The organism is Pseudoalteromonas sp. SMS1 (assembly GCF_021530565.1).
Taxonomy (GTDB): Bacteria; Pseudomonadota; Gammaproteobacteria; order Enterobacterales; family Alteromonadaceae; genus Pseudoalteromonas.
Window position 1 is genome coordinate 24,015 of sequence record NZ_JAKGBI010000025.1, and the last position, 20,310, is coordinate 44,324.

The following is a 20,310-nucleotide window of genomic DNA, read 5'->3' on the forward strand; positions in this document are numbered from 1 at the left end:
CACCAAAACACACTTTGTTAATACTGTTTACATCTATATACTTTCAATATGCAATTTGAGAAAAACACTTCACAAACATGAGTAAATAAACTCCCGAAATGAATAAAATAATAAAAATTTAAATATATTTAAAACGCATTATATTCCAAACTAATAATTTAAAGGATGGATATTCAATGCTATTTCCTTGCTTTTAAAGTACAAGAGCATTCAATACGATATTGCAACCAAATAGAAATGTCACTTGCTTGGTCACTATCAGAGCCTTTGAAGAAACGAGTATCTAGGTAAACCCTACGAGGTGTCTATTGCATGGATTTTAAACGAAAGTCGCGGCAGCCCTGATAGGATGCCGCATAGCATAATGAAGCCATTACTCTTATAAAGAAAAGCAAGAAAAATAATAAATTAAACACCTGAAAATATAAGTACTTTTAAATCAGGCATTTAAAAACAAACCTAATCGCTAACCTGGGTTCTCGCGAGAGTCAGGTTCACAATAGGTAATCTAGTTCCTTTGCTGTTTTGGAGGGAAAAAACTCTGTAATTTGATATTCGGCAATACCTGTTTTAAAGAAAGGGTCCTCGCTCAATACCGCTTCTAACTGCTCTTTTGAAGTAGAAGTAGCTAGGATCACACCACCCGTTCTAGGTTCAGTACGACCAGACATTAAAAAAATACCATCGTCGTAACATCTGTCCAAATATTCAACATGCAGGGGTAAATATTTATCAACTTCAGATAAACCAACTAAATAATTTAGTGTGACGATAAACATGCCAGTTCCTTTTTATAATAATTTATATGCGCTCAATGCTGAATCAAAGTGTGCATTAATATAACGAACCACCTATTTCGATTCTTTTAATAATGTATCAGCCAATAAGGTACATGTATATAGATACTCACATTTGTTTACAACTTACTAGGTTCAAGCAGTGTTAATCAAGTGCAGCAAACATGCGACAATTTGTCACATGCCATTCCGAATGTGAGTCAAATATAATGCCCTCATTATCCCCAATATAATAATAATCATATGCTTAAACAGCTACTTTTATGGCATAGACGCATTGCCCTTTTTTGTCTTGTTCCCTTCATTGTATGGGCACTCTCGGGCTTACTACACCCAATAATGTCGCACTTTGCAAAAGCCCCTAGGATCAATGCAACACCCACTCAGATTAATGTGCAATATTTACAAAATTATGCACATTTAAAAGATTTGCTAAGCCAAAAGCAGATTGAACGATTCAGTCATGCCAGTTTAGTTAGTTATAAAGGTGCTTATTATTATCAAGTTAGAGAACTGAAACTCAATCACATCGCGATGCACTACTTGCCACTCAGACCGCACCTCCCAATCTTGACTGACGAGCAATATGCCCAATATTTGGCCCATAAATGGTCACATCAAACAATCTCAAATTCAAAACTGATAACCCAGTTTAGTACTGCGTACCCAGAGATAAACCGCGTTTTGCCTGTGTACCGCTTTACCCTTGAAAATGGCAATCGCGTGTACATTGATACGCTAGGCAAACGCATTACTGCTCACAACACAGTGCTGCGTGAATCACTGTCTTATTGGTTTAAACAATTACATACTTGGCAGTTTGTGGGAGATAGACACAGCCCGTGGCGAATCGTGCCTATGCTTCTCATTAGTGCAACATTGTTTATTGTGGCAATATTGGGACTCATAGCCTATAGCATGCTCTGGCGACGTATAAAATCTTCTCGCTTAACAAAACAGGCAATGCACAGAAGTCTCGGGCTGGTATTGAGTGTGTGCCTATTGGGGTTTGCTTCAAGTAGCATGCATATCTTGATTGATAAGTTTTATCCGCAATCGTTCAGGCAGATAATACCTGACAACACATTAATGACTCGAGCATTAGACCACGACCCCATTAAGGCGATGCAGCTAAGTAAGGGGCAGAATTTTCAACTCGTGGCCATTGACGGCGAAATATACAGTCAAATCCCCCTGAGTGAAAAAGGGGCAACACAGTTCTCTTATTGGCAAGACACGCGCACAAGCAAAACTGATCTGCAACTTGTGCAACAGATATTAAATGAACAACTGAATATAAGCGGTACCGTGCAACATTTTGAGCAGATCGATAGATTTGGGCCTACTTATGGGTTCATCAATAAACGTTTGCCTGTCATACAGCTCAGATTTGCCGAACAACCGAACCACCTTTACAGTGTTGAACCCCATACTGGCTATGTCGCAGCAATAGAGGATACTTGGCAAAGCGCGCGTAACTGGCACTTTGGAAATCTGCATAAATATCATTTTTTGAACCCAATTGGCAAAGGACTTCGCGATAGTATTGTCGCAATAATTTGTCTTGGCCTTGTATTCGTTGCCATACTCGGCACTAGCTTATATTTCGCCAGAGCCATTCGCCAATACCGAATTAAAAAGCAACGCGCATCTCATCATAAAGAATTATTAAAAATAACTAAGGAACAAGCAGAATGAAATCAGGCTTTTCTTATTCACTGATTACGATTGCACTATTGCAAGCGGACCTCGCAAACGCACAACATGATGGTACAGATACAATTGAACAAATCATTGTTACTGCCAGCCGAAGTGCAAAGGCCAATACCGACTTAGCGTTGAGCGTCGGCAGCGTCTCTAAAGAGGTGATAAGAAATGACAATGCCCAGCACGTGTCAGAATCTCTAGAAACTATTCCAGGGGTATTATTAAATCAACTCTCTGGCGGACAAGGACACAATGCGGCCATTCGTATGCCCATCAACTATGGGGGGTATACGCTCTATCTACAAGATAACGTACCACTGCAATCCGCGGCATTTTACAACCACAATGCGCTGTGGTGGGCGAGTACTAACTCGTCAACGTCAAGGCTAGAGGTTATTAAAGGTGCTGGTACAAGCTTATATGGCTCAGGCGCCGTTGCTGCCACAGTTAACGTTTTATCGGCACCAGTCGAAAACAGCGTGAATGAATTCGCAACCACGTTTGGTGAACATGGCTACAACAGGTTTAATGGCGCACTGACACACCACTGGTCAGAGCAAAATGGTGTCAGAGTTTCAGCAGCTTATTTAGACAATGATGGATGGCGAGAACACAGCAGTGTGAAAAAATCGGAGTTCAACGTGCTTCATGAATTCGCCATAGATAATAAACACAGCCTAAAAACCAGCCTAATAGCATCTCAGCTCGATCAACAAATGTTGGATGCATTAGAAGGGGATGAATTTGAAGCAGATCCGACACAATCTGGGCTCTCACAAAATGTGCTCAATATAGATCCTCGACGTGACACCAACTACCTACGCTTAAGTGCTGAATATCAATATGACGACGCTGAGTTTTATGCATCTGTGATACCTTATCTCCGCTATAGGAGCAACGACTACATCGCTACATGGCAACCAAACATGCCAAACGTAGAGTCAACAGTGAGAACGCTGGGCCTACTCGTCCTAAGCAATTTTCAACATCATAGTAATTTTGAGACAACCGTCGGTATCGATATAGAACGCTCAGAGGGGGAGGCCTATTCATATCAGCCAACCACAACAACGCCACCGGGTAAAACCCCTATCACTTACCCTGAAGGTCATATTTTTTACCATGACACAACACGTTATACAGGCATTTCACCTTACATACAGCACATTGGCCACATCAATGAGCAATTAAGTTATGCCATCGGCGCGCGATATGATCATAACCAATATGACTTTGATAACCACCGCCCTGTCTACGATGACGACGGCTTTAATAATCGCTCTATCCCCAGTCGCAGTGATACATTTAAACACCTAAGTCCAAAAGCAAGTTTAAATTATAAACTCCAAGACAATGCCAGTATGTATATACGGTATGCAAGTGCCATTCGTCTTCCAACCACCTCTGAGATGTATCATCTTAAAACCAAAGAAACCAGCGCTCAACTCAGCGCGTTGCGTGAAGAAACCTCAGACACCTACGAAATAGGTTACAAAGCGAATATAGATAACCTCTCTATTGAAGCGGCTTATTATATAATGGACGTTAACGACGCCATCGTAACAGCCTATGATGATTTGATGTCTAGCTATCGCACCAATGCGGGTGAAGTTCGCCATCAGGGGTTTGAATTCGGTGCACATTATACTTTGGACGCTAGTTGGTCTGTCGCATTTGCCTATAGCCAATCAAAACATGAGTTTGGGCACTATATCCAAGATCAGAATCGGCAAGACAGAGACGAAAAGGACTTTACTGGCAAAAGTTTACAAATGGCGCCAGAATATGTTGCGAACGTAAGGCTCAATCATACGAGCCAACGGTTTGATGGACTCCAAGTCACTGCGGAACTTAAAAGCATCGGAGATTATTGGATGGATGCAGCCAACACAGAAAAGTATGATGGCTACACCATAGCCAATATAAAAGTAAACTATCAACTGTCTGACGCATTAAAACTGCATGCACGTATTGCCAACTTAACGGACAAAAAATACGCCCTCCAAGCGGAAAAACGCTATGGCCGAGAGCGTATTCAACCTGGCGCACCACAAACTGCCTACCTAGGATTAAGTTATACTTTTTAAAGACCCAGCGTAAAGAAGCGCTTTTGGATGCCCCGAGTGTGATATCGAACATCATCGATATCACACTTTTATTTTCTCGTCCGCTCATGGTGAAGAAGAATCATTGACATGTTTTCGTCATCAAACCGTCATTATATTCATGCTCTAATAGCTGGTATAGACCAGAAAGAAGATGCACTATGAATAACGACTATTTACTTTTAACACCCGGTCCCTTATCAACCTCAATTACTGTCAAAGAAGCAATGCTAAAAGATTGGTGTACATGGGATGACGATTACAATGTAGAGATTGTTCAGGCCATTCGTGCCGAACTTTGTCGACTTGCCACAAGCTGCACAGATTATACCGCAACATTAATGCAAGGCAGTGGTACCAGCTGTGTTGAATCTGCACTAGGCTCTTTAATCCCCAATGACGGCAAACTCCTTGTCATCAATAATGGCGCCTATGGTGCGCGCATTGTAGAAATTGCACAATATCTCAATATTGCCTATTCAGAGTTGAGCTACGCAGAAACACAAATTCCTGAGCCCTTAGATGTGGAAACGGTACTGCTTAGCGACCCCTTAATTACGCATGTTGCAATGGTACACTGTGAAACCACAACAGGCATACTTAACCCAGTTAAAGACATTGCTAAAATTGTCAAAAAGCATAAAAAGGTCATGATATTGGACGCTATGAGCAGCTTTGGTGGCGTGCCATTTGATATGCATGAATGGCATATAGATGTGTTGATCAGCTCAGCGAATAAATGCATTCAAGGGGTACCTGGTTTTGGATTTGTCATCGCAAAACACGCTCTGATGGAAAATGCCAAAGGCCATGCTCGCTCTCTGTCTCTCGACCTACATGCGCAGTGGCAAACGATGGAACAATACCAAGGTAAGTGGCGCTTTACATCCCCCACTCACGTAGTCAGAGCTTTTGCACAGGCGTTAACAGAACTTCAGCAAGAGGGGGGGGTAACGGCTCGTCATCAAAGATACAAAAAAAATCAATCGTTACTGGTTGCAGGCATGCAGGCAATGGGATTTAAAACTTTGCTTGGGCAGGCTCTTCACTCACCCATTATAACCGCTTTTTATTCTCCACAATCGCCTGAGTATAACTTCAAGCGGTTTTATCAGCAGCTGAAGTCTCTCGGCTTTGTTATTTACCCTGGCAAAGTTTCCAATGCAGATTGCTTTAGAATTGGGAATATTGGAGATGTGACTTCTCACGATATTACCAGGTTACTCGATGCTGTCGCCACAGCAAAGTATTGGTAAGTAGAATGACGCAGTGCACAGTCTTTCTATGCACTGCGACATAGAGATTGCTCTAAAAATACGAAGTAATATTGCCAGCACGGTATCGAGGCTTATGGTCGTTACCAGCTCGATTATCGCAGATCATATGGAGCAACCCCGAACAGCTCGCTCCATATGGCAATACTAGACTCTGAACCCTTCCACCACTAAGCCCAACTCTTGACTGGCGCTGCGCAGCGCTTTACTGGTATCCGTCAACGATTGAGTCGCATCCAATGAGAGGTTTGTAGAATCAGACAAATCCGTTATGCGGCGGTTTACTTCTTGTGCAGCATGAGACTGTTCTTGCGTTGCACGCGCAATTTGACTGTTCATTTGCGAGATCACTTCAATAAACCGTTCAATTTCAGTCAACGCCGTATCCGCTTCTTTTGCCTGTTGCACGGATTCGATAGAAGTAGCTTGACTCTGCTGAACGGCAATGACCGCAGCCTGCGCTCCTTGTTGCAGTCTTTCAATCATCGACTGAATTTCATCTGTACTTTCACTCGTGCGGCTTGCTAATGTTCTCACCTCATCAGCAACAACTGCAAACCCCCTTCCTTGCTCGCCTGCACGCGCGGCTTCAATTGCTGCATTCAATGCCAATAGATTTGTTTGTTCTGAAATCCCTCGTATCACGTCTAGTACCGAACCGATGTTATTGCTTTCTTCTGCCAAAGAGCTCGTCACTTCGCTGACTTGCTGAATACTGCCCGATAAGCTTTCAATCGTACCGATTGTTTTCGCTAAGGTGGCCTTACCTAATCCACTGTTTTTCATTGCATCTGTTGCGGCTTGTTCCGCCGCTTCTGCATTGTTATTGATTTCTTGTATTTGCATGCTCATTTGTTCTACAGCAGTGGCCACTTGTCGACTATTGTCGTTCTGCATTTCAATAAAGTTCAAATTCCCACGCCCAGCTTGGTCAACTTCATGTGCCAAGTTTTTTACACTGTCACTGTTGCCGGCCACTTTAAGTATGGAGCTACGCATTCTTTCTGTGTAGGCATTAAAATGCTTGGTCAGTTTAGCGACTTCATCTTTACCATACTCATCGAGACGTAAGGTCAAATCCCCATCTCCATTGGCAATGCGTTTCATCGTATTGGCGGTTTCGCGAATTGGGTGCAGGATACTTTTTGAGATCAAAATACTGAGGCTAATAGATAAGATAATGATCACGGCAAAGTCGATGAGGAGATCATTTCTTTGCGATTGGTATTCCGAATAAATGGTGTCGAGGTAAACACCCGATCCCACGATCCACTGCCATGGTTCAAACCCTTTTACAAAAGAAATTTTTTCAACGGGCTCTTGTGCCCCCGGCTTTGGCCATTTGTAGGGCACGAACCCACTGGATTGACGTGATACCACGTTTACCATATCGACAAACAGCGCTTTACCATCCGGGTCTTGTACGCCCTTTAATGACTTACCATTTAAATTTGGTTTAAATGGGTGCATCACCATCGCAGGCTGAAAGTCATTAACCCAAAAATAGTTATCCTCTTCATATCTCAGGCTAGATAACGTATTTAAAGCTCGCTGTCTGGCTTCAGACTCCGTGAGTGCCCCGCTTTGTTGCTGTGCATAAAAGTGACGTAATATACTGTGTGCACTTTCTACGAGACTTTGTGTTTTTTCATATTGTTGTGACTCTAGTGCAGCATATTGGCGCTGCAAATTTAAAATGTTTTGGATCACCAAAGCGGCAATCACCGTTCCAATTAAAATCGTGAGGCGTTGATAAATACTACACTGCCTTAACGTTCGCATAAGTTGTTCCTTCTTGCATACATATTGAACCTTAAATATAGACACGCAGAAATCGTTCGCCAGTGAAAATAAAAATAAAATTCATTTAAAACATAGGGATAGATAAAAACAAACACAACAGAAAAGCAATTACCCATTAGTCTATACTCCATACTATTCTCAACTTTAAACAGTCATGAGATCAAACTTGGTGCCTTAGACATGGCCTTTTATTCTTTCGGAACAATAAAAATCTGAGTGCACTAAACACATTGTTTAAATGGGCGTCGTTTTTCCTAGCTAGATCAGCTAGCATATCGACAATTAAATAATAATTAGAAAAAGAGGAAAACATGATCCAAGATGGATTCTCATTTATTGCATTTTTAATGTTTTTTGCAGGCCTTGTGATTTGGTATGAAAATAAATATAAAGATGGTCGTTTTTTTAAATACGTCCCTGCGGTGATTATTATCTATTTTTCTGCCATGGTCATGTCCACACTAGGTGTCTGGGATATGACAGACTCCGTAAAACAAGCACGCGCAGAAGTAAGAACGGCCATTCTACCCGCTATGATTTTTTTGATGCTTTTGCGTGCAGACCTAAGAGACATTGTTAAGCTCGGTCCAAAATTACTCGGGACGTTTTTTGCTGCGACATTAAGTATCGTGCTTGGTTTTGTCGTGTCATTTGCTCTTTTCCAAAGCGTTTTAAGTGACAATGCCGCATTGACCTTTGGCGCACTTGCTGGCAGCTGGATTGGGGGGACGCAGAATATGGTCGCGGTTCAGCAGTCCCTTGGCCTAAATGATGCGGGAATGGGTTATACCCTGCTAATTGATTCCATTGACTATGCAATGTGGATTATGTTTTTACTGGCGTTAGTGCCTTTCGCCCACAAATTCAACGCTTGGACTAAGGCTGATACCAGCACATTGGACGATTTACAGCAAAAACTCACGCTATCCAATGACCAAATACGCAAAGAAACAACCTTCCCTGATATGATGCTGTTACTCGGCTGCGCGTTTGGCCTATCTGCGCTGGCGACCTATGTGTCGGGTTTGCTACCGCAAAATGCAATTTTGAATGGCACAACTTGGAGTATCATGATAGTCACCTTGGCCGGTGTGGTATGTGCCATGACTCCACTTGGTAAAATTCCAGGCTCCCCGCAACTTTCAAACGTTCTGCTATACACATTAGTCGCTCTCATCGCGGCAAATGCCAACTTTGCTGAACTCACCCAAGCACCTGCATACATACTTGCAGGGTTTGTTATCTTGCTGATCCATGGCGTCATACTCACGACCATTGCAAAACTCTTTAAGTTAGATCTCTTCACCTGTGGTATCGCATCGTTAGCAAATATTGGCGGAGTGGCCTCTTCTCCCGTGCTGGCAGCGGCATACAGTCAAACATTAGTACCCGTGGCGATTTTGATGGCCCTCATGGGGGTTATCATTGGTACAGGGGGGGGTATTGGCGTTGCCATGTTGCTTCAAGCAATGTAGCCCCTTCAAGTTAACGGCTCGAGTACTCGCTTGAGCCACGCTCAGCCGGTTCATAAAAACGCCCGTTATCTAACCAGCTGAGCTTAGTTTTCTGCACGGTTTAAACGCCTTCTACCACCATTTCGATCGCATCGTGCAACCAATACTCAATATTGTAATCAACCAATTGTTCGTGCACATCATAGCGTGCACGCTTTACCTTTAAGCACGGCGCACCGCTGTTTTTTTCAAGCTTAAGTGCGACGTCATCCGGTAAAACCGTGACACTTATCACACATTGCTCATGACTTATTTCGACTTGATACTGCGCTGACATGATTTCTGTGATCGAACCATTTAAAGGTTGCTTTTCCAGTCCATTAAAGCGCGCTGCAAGGCAGTAAATTTGTTCCATTAAAATTGCGCGACCATCGAGTTTCCTAACGCGTGTTAGTTGATAGACCGCATCTCCATTAAAGTAATCATTGGCGATGCTATACATAGCGCTTGGAGGGGCTATGCTGATCACTTCGGTTTTTGGTGCAAAGCCCTGCTCATTGGTTAAGCGATTAAAGTTCACCTTACGTGCAGGGTGCCATCTCAGTTTTTGCGGTGTCACAAACCAGCCTCGGCGCTTTTGGCTATATATCACTCCCTCAGCTTCCAGTCTTGCTAATGCTTCTCTGACTGTAATTCGAGTGGAATTGAATGTGTCCTGTAAATCACGCTCTGAAGGCAGTTTAGATCCAGGCTGCATAGAGCCTTGAGATAACAAATCTTGGATATAGTTACGAATTTTCTGATATAGCAACATGGCATTATTTAGGGCCTAAACCAGCAAGATATGACAAGCTTACGTGAGTTTTATGACAATCTGAATCTCTATGCACGTAATATCATGACATTCAAAACAAAATATTGTGCAACCGCTGTGATTAATTCAGCTATGACCCTAACCAAAGCCCTTAACATCGGGATCTAACTTGGCGGCACTGCCGCTTAATCCACTTAGCCAGATATCGAGCTTTGACGGCACCTTGCCCATATCTTGTGCACGTTCCTTGCGCCTTATTGCGTTTCTTATGGTATAAGCCCCCACGCTTCTAAATGGCTCAAAAGGAAATTTCGATAATTGACCATTCACCAATGCACACCTTGACCACGCGTTGTTTTGTTTCATGATTAAGGCACTGAGAATTTTGCCACCCAAGTAGGACTGCACCACGCCATTGCCCGAGTAGCCACTCCCATAGAAAACATTATCTTGCCCTGTTAGCTGTCCAAAGAATGGCATACCTGACACGCTGCGATCGGATGGGCCTGTCCAAGTCCGCTCAATCGGTAAGGCCTTGCCGAAAAAGTACTTAACAGAGTGCTCTAACATCTCTGAATAACGACTTGCTTGGTCAAACCGCCGACTCACTTGATTGGCAAAACTAAAATAATTACCGCCCTTACCTAACATCAAACGACCATCAGGTGTTGTTCGGTAGTAGTTAACAAAAATTCGTGCATCAATAATCGGCGCGCCATGGCGTAAATTGCGTTTTGATAACAGTGCGGGGATCGGTTTTGTGATAACCATATCGCTTGATACCAAAACCACACTTCTTGCAAATTCGCTGAGCAGTGAGGGTAACCAAGCATTCACGGCAAACGTTAAACTCGTCGCTCGAATCGTATGGCCCTGTTGCGTTGAGATAACTAATGTTTCGCCACCGCCATGAGACTGGTAGGCGGTATGCTCAAAAATACGGACCCCCAGTTTTATGGCAATTCGGCGCAAACCTCTAACTAATTTAGCAGGTTGAATACTGCCTGCATGGGGGCTAAAAATCGCGCGCTTATTCGCATTTGAGCCTGTTGCCTGAAGTTTGTGTCCATCTACCAACTGCCAATGGTTAAGCCGGTGCTTTTCAAGCAGTTCGAGCACTGGCGCCAACTTGACAACCTGAGCCTGATTCGAGGCAGTATAGTAAGTCCCATCAACTCGACAATCACAATCAATACCATAACGCTGAGTGAATTGATGAATCTCATGGACAGCTTGCTCTGAGTTTTGTACAAAAAAGCGAGCTTGCTCTAAGCCAAACTGCTTAATTAAGCTGGCAAACTTTGTAGACCAAGTCAGCATTGCCCCCCCATTTCGACCCGAGGCTCCCTGACCACATAACCCTTTGTCAATCACAGTTACATCGAGCGCCGGTCTAGCTTGCTTGAGCATAATAGCAGTCCAAAGGCCTGTAAATCCGCCTCCCACAATACAAGCGTCCGTATCAATGTCATGTTCTAACGACTTTGCTAAGTCCAAATCTGCACTATCGATGGCTTCATCAAACCAAAATGGTTGAAAACGCTTCATGGACGCGCCCCACGTGCCAATTTTGACTCTATTTCCTGTAAAATAGGCTCAATATCCGCAAGTGAGTCGATCACATAATGTGCTCCGGCAGAGGATAGCTGTGTATATGCGTTACGCGCTAATCCCTGTTGCTGTGAACTGTCTAGCGCGCTCCATTCTTCTTCGCTGAGCCCAACCGCATTACCCGTAATTGCAATGCCGACTGTCCACATGCCTGCGTTTAACCCTTCCGTAATACCATGGATCGAATCATCTACTTTAACGCAAGAAGCAACGCGAGAAATTCCCAAGTGTTGTACATTTTCCAGTGCCATCCAAGGCCCAGGACGCGATCCTGACATACAGTCATCGCTTGCTATAGCGCAATCTGGCACATATCCATATTCTGCCGCCGCTGGAGCCAGCACCTCCATCACCGCATTCGGATACCCAGAGCAGCTGCCTATTTTTATGCCGCTCGCTTGTAGCTTATGGATCACCTCCAGCGTGCCGTCTATCGGCTTTGCCCGCTCAGCCACTTTGGCTATTTGCAATGGCATAAACGTTTCATAAATATGATCCACATCTTGAGGTGTTGGCATTCGGCCGAACTTCGCTTCCCAACGAGTACGAATTTTGGGTTCGCTGAGCAACGTATTTATATGATCCCATTTTCCCATGCCCATTGGGCCGCGGGCTTCTTGCAAAGTGATATCAAAGTCAAAGCCTCGTTTAAATGCTTCGACAAAGATACTGGTCGGCGCAATCGAACCATAGTCAACAACCGTACCTGCCCAATCTAGAATAAGTGCTTCTATGTGTTTCATGTGAATTCCTAATATGTGTCATTATGTTAGTTAGATGCGATTGCAATACGCGAAGAAGATACCTGTTGCGTGTGCTTGTTGAGCAACCGGGCTTTAAAGTAAATGAGCGCACTTACGACGAGTACGCCGGCAATGGCTGCGACCCAATAACAGGCAGAGATAAAAAACTGCAACCAAGAGAGCTCTGGCGTGGCAAATGTTTTGTAAAGCAAAATGCCCACCGATCCGATATATCCTGCAGAATCTGCAAGGTAAATCAAAAAACCAGCATTGGCTGTCGACCCCACCGCAGAGATAAGTCGGTCAAACAGAAAGCAGTTGTATGGGATGTAGCTGATATATAAACCGGCACCAAGTAGCACCATCCAGGCTTTTGAAGAGAGTAACTGCATTTCGTAACTGTACGTACTGCCAGCTAGCAGCAGAACACCAAACAAAATAAAATAATGATTGGCAAAAAACGCCGTCCGGTTGTTTTTGATGAGAACTAAAGCAGCCATTGCCAATAGAACAAGAAAAGCAATCCGGATCCCTGCATACGCGAATATACTCGGCTCATGGCCATAACCCAGCGCTTGCCAAATTTCGGCAGAGAAATTGTCTCTAAAGTCTCTGAAACCAGTAAAAAGTAAAAAGCTCAGTACCAACGCGAGTATGCCAAACCAATATTGCTTAAAAAATTGCCAACGTGCCTGGCCACTCATTGGCGCACGCTTTTGCCGAGCTTGTTCATCTTCTTGCGTGGGTTTTGGAATACTGTTTAAACACATCACGCTGAAAAGCAATAAGGGTAAAAAGACAGCACCAGTCGCAGCTGGCATCCACAATTCGGGTACATTCAATGTGACCACCAGCCATTGCCCAACCGTTCTCACAAGTCCTGAGGCTAAAATAAAGGTCACACTGAGCACTGCACCAAGTATTTCGGTGTTTTTGCGCCCTTCTAAGTAGCTAAACACCACGCCCCAAATCATGCCAAGGGATAATCCATTCACAAACAGCCAAACCACATTGACCCCAACGGGTGTTAAGGCAAATAACACCAATGCAAGTTCAGCGCTCAAAATCATACCGACAATCACGGATGCACGCATACTCGGGCGCATTTCTGCAATGACTTTTACGCCGATGAACTTAGCACATAAATAGCCCAATACCTGCGCCAATATCAATGCCACTTTAAAACTGATTAGCCATTCTGAATTGTTATAAGTTTCATATGAGTTCACTGAAAATGGCTTACGAAACGCATACATACTAAAGTACGTTAAGAATGCACTCGATGCGGCAAACAAGACAAAGCCTACGCCACTCGCTCTTTCAAGCCAAGTGGGCGGTTGCTGCCAAAGGCGAAAATTGATCATGATATTTCTACTCGTATCGGCAGGCTCTGACACCTGCCATAAGACTTTAATGACTAAAACTGATAATTGAACCCGACCATTCCGCGCATACCATAGTACTCCACTTGCACAGGACGCCCTTTGCTGCCTTGGTAGTATGCCAATGGCTCGTCAGTTAGGTTATTGAGCTCTAAATACACGAGTGCATGCTCATTAAGTTGATATGACGTGGTGAAATCAACGGTGGTGTTCGCGCCGTAATAGATATCTTCTTCAATAGCAAACTTGCCAGCGCCATGTTCGGTGATGTACGAGCCTTTGTGATTAATCGATATCCGAGCAGCAAATTGTGTATCATCATAATACAGTGTGAAGTTATATAGCTCATCCGCTTGACGTGGGATAGCAGGGTCATCTTCTCGGGTAAGCCCTGTCATCTGAGAGTCCATAAATGTTGCATTACTCATCACGCCAAAGTTTTCCAAGCCGGTGGAAATAAACGCAAGGTCGCGATTAAATGCCACTTCAACGCCAGTAACTTTCGCACCGGCACCATTTTCTGGACGTGTAATACTAATACCATCGACGCCACGATATGTATCTTTTCGCGTAGACCAATAGATGGGGTCTTTAATGTCTTTATAAAATACGCCAGCAGATAGCAAGCCGACGCGCTCAAAATAATACTCGACCATCACATCTAGATTCGTTGAAAAAGTCGGGTTTAAATTTGGATTGCCCGTTTTCAGCTGCTGCTCTTGTTCTAAAAAGGTGCCACCGGCAGTTAAATCTCCAAAATCGGGCCGTGCAAATGTACGTGTCAATGCAACGCGATAGTTGGTCTCTTCATTTGCTCGATATGTAAGATGGAACGACGGCAGAATAGCCCAGTAATCTTTGGTATGATTGTTCACAATGAGTGAGCCTGAATCTTCTAGATAAGTGAAACCCGATACTTGGGTGTCGGTGTGTGTCGCGCGTAATCCAGTGACAATCTCAATATCATCACTCAGTTGATAAATACCCATCCCATATATCGATGCATGTGTTTCATTCACCGTGAAATTACGTCCGAGTGCCCCGCCGTTTTTGACCAACGCAGACTCAGCTTCATCCAATTCAAATTGGGCTTTGTTGCGGTTCCAAAATTGCATTGCTTCTTCTGTCGCGGCAACCGGCGCAAAAATAGCCTGATAATTAACGGGTAATTCAGATAAATAGTCACTGCGCCCCGGCTGTTCTGACAGCGTAAAACCATCCAGTGTCGGTGCATCACCATGGCTCTCTCCATAACGATAGAACTCATCAGAAAAACCCGCTTGTCGCTGTTTATCGCGGTATTTAACGCCAAATTTCAAAGCGAATACATGGTCTATTTGCCACGCAAGATCCGCATTGAACACGACCCGATCTTTTTCATTGACGAAGACTTTATACAGATTAACCCAAGACAACTGACTTCGAGATGGGTCCATTTTAAAGTTGTCGGGTAAGTAAGTACGGATCCCATTCCACGGGTCTTGACCGCCGTCGATGATGTTATACGCATATGACTTGCCGTTTTTAGCCTCTTTCAAACCTGCATACTCGACCTGTTGGTCAAAGCGCATAACAAAATAACTGTGATCTTGCTGGTTTGGCTTATTACCATAGCGAAATTCATTGTCATAGCTAGCGATTTGCCAATTAAACTCCTTGTCTATGCCGAAGTCATGCGATCCTCTAAACTCAAACCCAGACATTTCTGTAATAAGCTCATCGCGAATATGCTGTAGCTCTATACGATCTTTATCGAAGCGCAGCCGGTGTTTATAATGCGTTTCATCGTCTATCAAAGTACCATACAATGCACTCGCACTGATTGCGCCACTGTCTAAATCATATTCTATCGACCCATTTAGGCCAAACGTTTCACGCGTGCCCGTATAATCTCTTAATTCTAACCGATAGATCCCATACTCTTCTTCTTTACCGCGCCGACGAGTTTCAAAGTTATCAGTCGCCCAATCACGTTTCCAAGCAGTCGCGTTGATAATAAACCCCAGCCTGTCATCTAACACTCTATCGCCGTAAATCACATTTGCTGAGTAGTTACTGCCATCTGCAAGCTCATTCTGGCCGATACCAATATTGGTTTTTAAGATGAATGCATCTGCACCTTTTTTCGTAATAAAATTTACATTTCCACCAATTGCATCTCCTTCCATATCGGGCGTGATGGCCTTGGACACCTCAACGAATTCAATTAATTCACTGGGAAAGAAGTCAAACGCCGTCGCACGGCTGGTGGTTTCCTCTTCTGCCGTAGGCAAACGATTACCATTCATGCTCGTTGAACTCCACTGTGCTGGTAACCCCCTGACAGCGACAAAACGGCCTTCCCCTTGATCACGTTCAATGGAAATCCCAGGGATCCGTTGCACCGCCTCAGCAGCATTCCTATCCGGCAGCTTGCCGATCCCATCTGCGGCAATGACACTTTTGATACTGAGGGCATTCTTTTGCGTATTCGCGGCAGCCATTTCACCGCGAAAGATTTGCCCGATACTCACTACTTCTTCCATCATTTGACGACTGTTTAAAACAATGGGATCCAGTTGCAATACTTTCCCATCAACAACGTCAACATCAATTTCCACATCGCCATAACCGATATATGAAACGACTAGGGTATAACGACCGCTTGCCAGCTTCGACAATGAGAATTCGCCTCGATAGTCGGTCACCGTTGAAATATCATGGTCTTTAACATGCACAATGGCGCCGGATAAGCTTGATTGCGGATCTTCAACTATCCCTACCAATTTGCCACTATTGGCATAAACGCTTGCACTACTAGCCAAAACTATCGCAGCTGCGATTTGTGTGAGTTTACTCATTGCTTTTATCTCAAATGTTGGTTTATCTGGTCTAGACCAATTTGTTGCAATTAGAGTAATGGTGATTTTTTACACTAGCGTGACGGTTTAGTTAAAGGTTGATTTAAGGAAAAAGACAAATCGAGTTTTAAATAAAAGTGGTCTATCGCATAGGCGAGGAAGTATCATTTGATGGCGAAGACACAGTTACAGCGATAAGCTTGCTTGCACGGCATCCACAAGATCTCTAGACCAAACACCATCACTGTTTCCGTTTGTAAAATACACAATGATGTGTGCGTCATTCAACTTGTTTTTATATACAACTCTAACACGGCTCAATGTACCGCCATCATGCCCTAGTTCTTGGATACGCGAATTACGTGCATAATCCCAACCAGACGCAAAGTAACCGATATTGCCATCTCGCAAGCGATAAGGTTGAAAATAATGCTGAAGTTGCGATTGCGCTATTAACTTACCAGTAGTAACTGACGATAAAAATCGCCCTATATCTTCTAAGTTACTGTGGTAGCCACCATGTACCACACTATAGTCGGGCCAAAGGATAGGTTCAATCTCGACTAACTTTCCACCACTGACATCATATGCCTTAACCACATCCCTGTTATTTTGTGCTTGCTTCAGCCTCAACGTGTTTTTCATGCCGAGCGGGGTTAAAATTCGCTGCTCAACAAGCCGTTCATAGCTCAGTCCAGACACTGATTCTAATATGGCCGCGAGCACCAAATAATTGGTCTGTGTATACCTTATCTTTGTACCAGAAGAAAAATGTACCGGCTTCGCTTGGAGCTTCGCGAATACGTCTTTTTTATTTGATGCAAAAGCGAAATGACGTGGTGCTCGATCAAAATACTCAGGAATACCTGAGGCGTGATTCAAAAAGTCATTAATAGAAATATTTTGCCAAGCGCTTGGCAATCCACGGACATAAAGTGATGCGGGTTGATCGAGTGCAATTTGCTGTTCTTCAGCAAATTGCAAAATCAACACACTGGCAAATAATTTACTGATTGAGTAGATAGGGAATAAGCTGTCTTTAGTCAGCTGATGCTCGGCTTGAAACAACTCACTACTGTAGACTGCTTTAAACACCTCTTTATCTTGGTGTAACACCAGCAGTCCTTGGGCTGGGATATTATGCTGCTCAGCATGTTGAGCAAGTAAGTCTGTTAGTTTTTCAGAATCACTGCGTGCATCACCAAAACCGCACCCTGATAACGTGATCAAACATAGCAATGACTGAACAATTATTCTAAACATCAACGACTCTTTTATTGCCAACTCTACACCTAAGCCACGGAAAAAGATAGGATTACTAATTTTAACCACACTGTAATCATGAGTGGGTTATGAATAGTTATTTATCTAAAACGCTTACTCTGGCTTAAATAGTATCATTCAACTTTGCTGATTAACCAAACCTTTCATGTGGCATTTTAGTATCGAGATATGTCAACAAAACGGTGTTAAATTCAGTACCCGATAAGGAAATTTTTTGTTTTTTATCACGCGTCAATTGCGTATCATAAATTAACGAAAAGAAAGGACATAGGACACGCCAATGGCAACTACAAAACTGGCTCAACGCACTTTGACGCATAAAGATGCGCTCCTTTACGCTGTGCTGACTTGCTCATTTATTTTAATCACCGCCATTGTCATTTGGACAAAAACAATCTCTTTTCGCCCTTTGATCCAAGACCTTCGCCTAGTCGATGCGGTAAAAGTTGCTGATGTGTTAGATTTGCAAAAGATTACCTATTATGCCGACTTCAAAAGTCATATGTTGTACGTAGACGAATCACACACTCAAGCGGCCCGACTTGCCCTAGCGCGTGCTGGTTTCGTCTTTGATACGCCACACGATGGATCGTTGAATGCTTTGCCGATTGCCTGCAAAGCACTTGAAACCGAACAGGATAGACAGGGACTGCGCCCAATCTATGAACAGCCATGGTTTATGGCCGTACTCAAATTGATAGCAGGAACACTGATCATCTTGGTATTTATTTTGGCGGTTGTCCGGCCCGCACTCAAAGCACTCATTAATGGGACAAGTCAAAACACACAATAAGGCTTTCTCCGCCTCCCATGCAGGGGTCTATACAGCGGCGTCAAAAGCAATTCCTGTATGCTAAAAAAACACTTTGCCCTTAAAAGGGTGATGCAAAACGCATCATTGGCGACTAACGGTTATGTGGTCGGTCATAATTTATCTCCGGACCATTTGGCACAACTTGAGTTGGATTAATCATCGTATGACTGAAATAGTAATGGCGTTTTATATGGTGAAAATCGACTGTCTGAGCAACCCCTGGAAATTGAAACAACGCACGTACATAATTTGACAGGTGCGGGTAGCTTTCAATAGTGCGTTTGTTACATTTAAAGTGACCGACGTACACCGAATCAAAACGAATTAAGGTCGTAAACAACCGCCAATCCGCTTCCGTAAGCACATCTCCAACTAAATATCTGTTTTCACTCAAGAGCTCTTCAATTTTGTCGAGAGCTGAAAACAGCTTGTGATAGGCGGATGAATACGCTTCTTGGCTCGTTGCAAAGCCCGTACGATAAACACCATTGTTGATGCTGTCGTATACAAAACGATTGATTTCATCAATTTGTGTTCGCAACTGTGCAGGGTAAAAATCTCGCGTATTACCTGTTAAATGGTTGAATGCGCTGTTAAACATACGGATGATTTCAGATGACTCATTACTCACAATGCGGTGTTGTTTTTTATCCCAAAGTACAGGGACTGTCACACGTCCACTATAGCTCGGATTATTTTTAGTATAAATTTGGTGCATATACGCGCTATTGAACAACGTGTCGCCTGTACTGCCTGTACCTTGGTCAAATGTCCACCCATTTTGTAACATATCAGGACTGACAATAGAGACATCAATATAGTCCTCTAACCCTTTTAACTGGCGGAAAATCAAAGTTCGGTGCGCCCACGGGCATGCCAACGAAACATACAAATGATACCGGCCTTTTTCGGCTTTAAATCCTGCTTCACCATCTGCGGTTACCCAGTTACGCAGCTGAGCGGCTTCTCTTTGAAACTCACCTTTGCTAGAGGCCGTATCATACCATTTGTCGTGCCATTGACCGTTTACTAATAAACCCATTGCTACTCTCCTAATCTAAAAACCTGTGACTTGCGAGGTCGCTTAAGCTTGATACATCTTGTGTCCATTTGCACCGTGCCTAAGCGCTACTCTGAATAATTAAGAATGGCGTTGGTCTCACTGGTCTAGCATAGACCCACGCCTCAGTTTTTACGCTTTTACAAGCTTATGATCGATACTAAAACGACCTGCACCAGCACAAGCCAATACTAAAAATCCGCCAGCCATTGCAATATTTTTAAAGAACATAAAAAACTGCATTTGATCTGCTAAGTTTGTGTGAAATACCAACGCACTCACGATACAAAACCCTGCAAATACCAATGCAGTCAATTGCGTAAATGCACCTGCGAGAATGAATAGACCACCAACTAATTCAAGCGCAATCACAAGCGGCAATAGAAATTCAGGTAAGCCACCCGATGCTAAATACTGGGCATTTCCCTCGTAATATTGCACTTTATTCACCCCTGCAAGGATGAAAATAACGGATAGACCAACTCGACCGACTAAATTTGCGATATTGGAGAGACCTTCATTGTTTGAGATAACGTTCACTATTTTCATTGTTTCGCTCCTAAGCTTTGCATACTAACTGGCACCTCTGCCTGACTTGCCAACCAGTTTACTATCGCTTAAA

Annotated in this window: 15 protein-coding genes; 5 read left to right on the forward strand and 10 right to left on the reverse strand. The window is 43.5% G+C overall.

Annotation, left to right across the window (positions count from 1 at the left end; all coding sequences use genetic code 11):
- Positions 1-494: 494 nt before the first annotated feature.
- Entirely contained in the window at positions 495-779 is a 285-nt protein-coding gene (locus tag L1286_RS21030) for a YciI family protein (protein ID WP_235408995.1), read from the reverse strand.
- Between the two features lie 261 nt (positions 780-1,040).
- On the opposite strand from L1286_RS21030, the gene L1286_RS21035 reads away from it, so the two are divergent.
- From L1286_RS21035 to phnW, 3 genes are all read left to right on the forward strand, one after another.
- The gene (locus tag L1286_RS21035; RefSeq protein ID WP_235408997.1) at positions 1,041-2,495 is read left to right on the forward strand and encodes a PepSY domain-containing protein; all 1,455 of its coding nucleotides are present in this window, start codon (positions 1,041-1,043) and stop codon (positions 2,493-2,495) included.
- Positions 2,492-4,591 carry a TonB-dependent receptor gene (locus L1286_RS21040; protein ID WP_235408998.1) on the forward strand — a complete coding sequence of 700 codons (2,100 nt, stop codon included), beginning with the start codon at positions 2,492-2,494 and terminating at the stop codon, positions 4,589-4,591. The genes L1286_RS21035 and L1286_RS21040 overlap by 4 nt, the downstream gene beginning before the upstream one ends.
- 179 nt (positions 4,592-4,770) lie before the next feature.
- Positions 4,771-5,865, forward strand: a complete 1,095-nt coding sequence (gene phnW / locus L1286_RS21045; RefSeq protein WP_235409000.1) for a 2-aminoethylphosphonate--pyruvate transaminase — start codon at positions 4,771-4,773, stop codon at positions 5,863-5,865.
- 165 nt (positions 5,866-6,030) lie between these two features.
- Here phnW and L1286_RS21050 read toward each other — a convergent pair whose 3' ends face one another.
- On the reverse strand, positions 6,031-7,665 hold the full coding sequence (locus tag L1286_RS21050; protein WP_235409002.1) for a methyl-accepting chemotaxis protein: 1,635 nt from the start codon (positions 7,663-7,665) through the stop codon (positions 6,031-6,033).
- 332 nt (positions 7,666-7,997) lie between these two features.
- On the opposite strand from L1286_RS21050, the gene L1286_RS21055 reads away from it, so the two are divergent.
- Positions 7,998-9,161, forward strand: coding sequence for a DUF819 family protein (locus L1286_RS21055; protein WP_235409003.1), 1,164 nt, complete (start codon positions 7,998-8,000; stop codon positions 9,159-9,161).
- Between the two features lie 100 nt (positions 9,162-9,261).
- On the opposite strand, the gene L1286_RS21060 is transcribed toward L1286_RS21055, so the two are convergent.
- From L1286_RS21060 to L1286_RS21085, 6 genes are all read right to left on the reverse strand, one after another.
- Positions 9,262-9,954 (reverse strand): UTRA domain-containing protein, encoded by a 693-nt coding sequence (locus L1286_RS21060; RefSeq protein ID WP_235409005.1) that lies wholly within the window; start codon positions 9,952-9,954, stop codon positions 9,262-9,264.
- 138 nt (positions 9,955-10,092) lie between these two features.
- Positions 10,093-11,502 (reverse strand): FAD-dependent oxidoreductase, encoded by a 1,410-nt coding sequence (locus L1286_RS21065; protein WP_235409006.1) that lies wholly within the window; start codon positions 11,500-11,502, stop codon positions 10,093-10,095.
- Positions 11,499-12,308, reverse strand: coding sequence for a phosphonoacetaldehyde hydrolase (phnX, locus tag L1286_RS21070; RefSeq protein WP_235409008.1), 810 nt, complete (start codon positions 12,306-12,308; stop codon positions 11,499-11,501). Before phnX ends, L1286_RS21065 begins: the two co-directional genes overlap by 4 nt.
- Before the next feature lie 26 nt (positions 12,309-12,334).
- Positions 12,335-13,672, reverse strand: coding sequence for a DUF5690 family protein (locus tag L1286_RS21075; protein WP_235409009.1), 1,338 nt, complete (start codon positions 13,670-13,672; stop codon positions 12,335-12,337).
- Between the two features lie 53 nt (positions 13,673-13,725).
- Complete coding sequence (locus L1286_RS21080; RefSeq protein ID WP_235409011.1) at positions 13,726-16,530, reverse strand: TonB-dependent receptor; 2,805 nt, start codon at positions 16,528-16,530, stop codon at positions 13,726-13,728.
- Positions 16,531-16,716: 186 nt separating this feature from the next.
- Positions 16,717-17,793: a serine hydrolase domain-containing protein gene (locus L1286_RS21085; protein WP_235409012.1), complete on the reverse strand. Its 1,077-nt coding sequence runs from the start codon at positions 17,791-17,793 to the stop codon at positions 16,717-16,719.
- A gap of 301 nt (positions 17,794-18,094) precedes the next feature.
- On the opposite strand from L1286_RS21085, the gene L1286_RS21090 reads away from it, so the two are divergent.
- On the forward strand, positions 18,095-18,607 hold the full coding sequence (locus tag L1286_RS21090) for a hypothetical protein (protein ID WP_235409014.1): 513 nt from the start codon (positions 18,095-18,097) through the stop codon (positions 18,605-18,607).
- Positions 18,608-18,719: 112 nt separating this feature from the next.
- Here L1286_RS21090 and L1286_RS21095 read toward each other — a convergent pair whose 3' ends face one another.
- Entirely contained in the window at positions 18,720-19,670 is a 951-nt protein-coding gene (locus L1286_RS21095) for a glutathione S-transferase family protein (RefSeq protein WP_235409016.1), read from the reverse strand.
- A 150-nt stretch (positions 19,671-19,820) separates the two neighbouring features.
- The gene (locus tag L1286_RS21100; protein ID WP_235409017.1) at positions 19,821-20,237 is read right to left on the reverse strand and encodes a DoxX family protein; all 417 of its coding nucleotides are present in this window, start codon (positions 20,235-20,237) and stop codon (positions 19,821-19,823) included.
- Positions 20,238-20,310 lie beyond the last annotated feature (73 nt).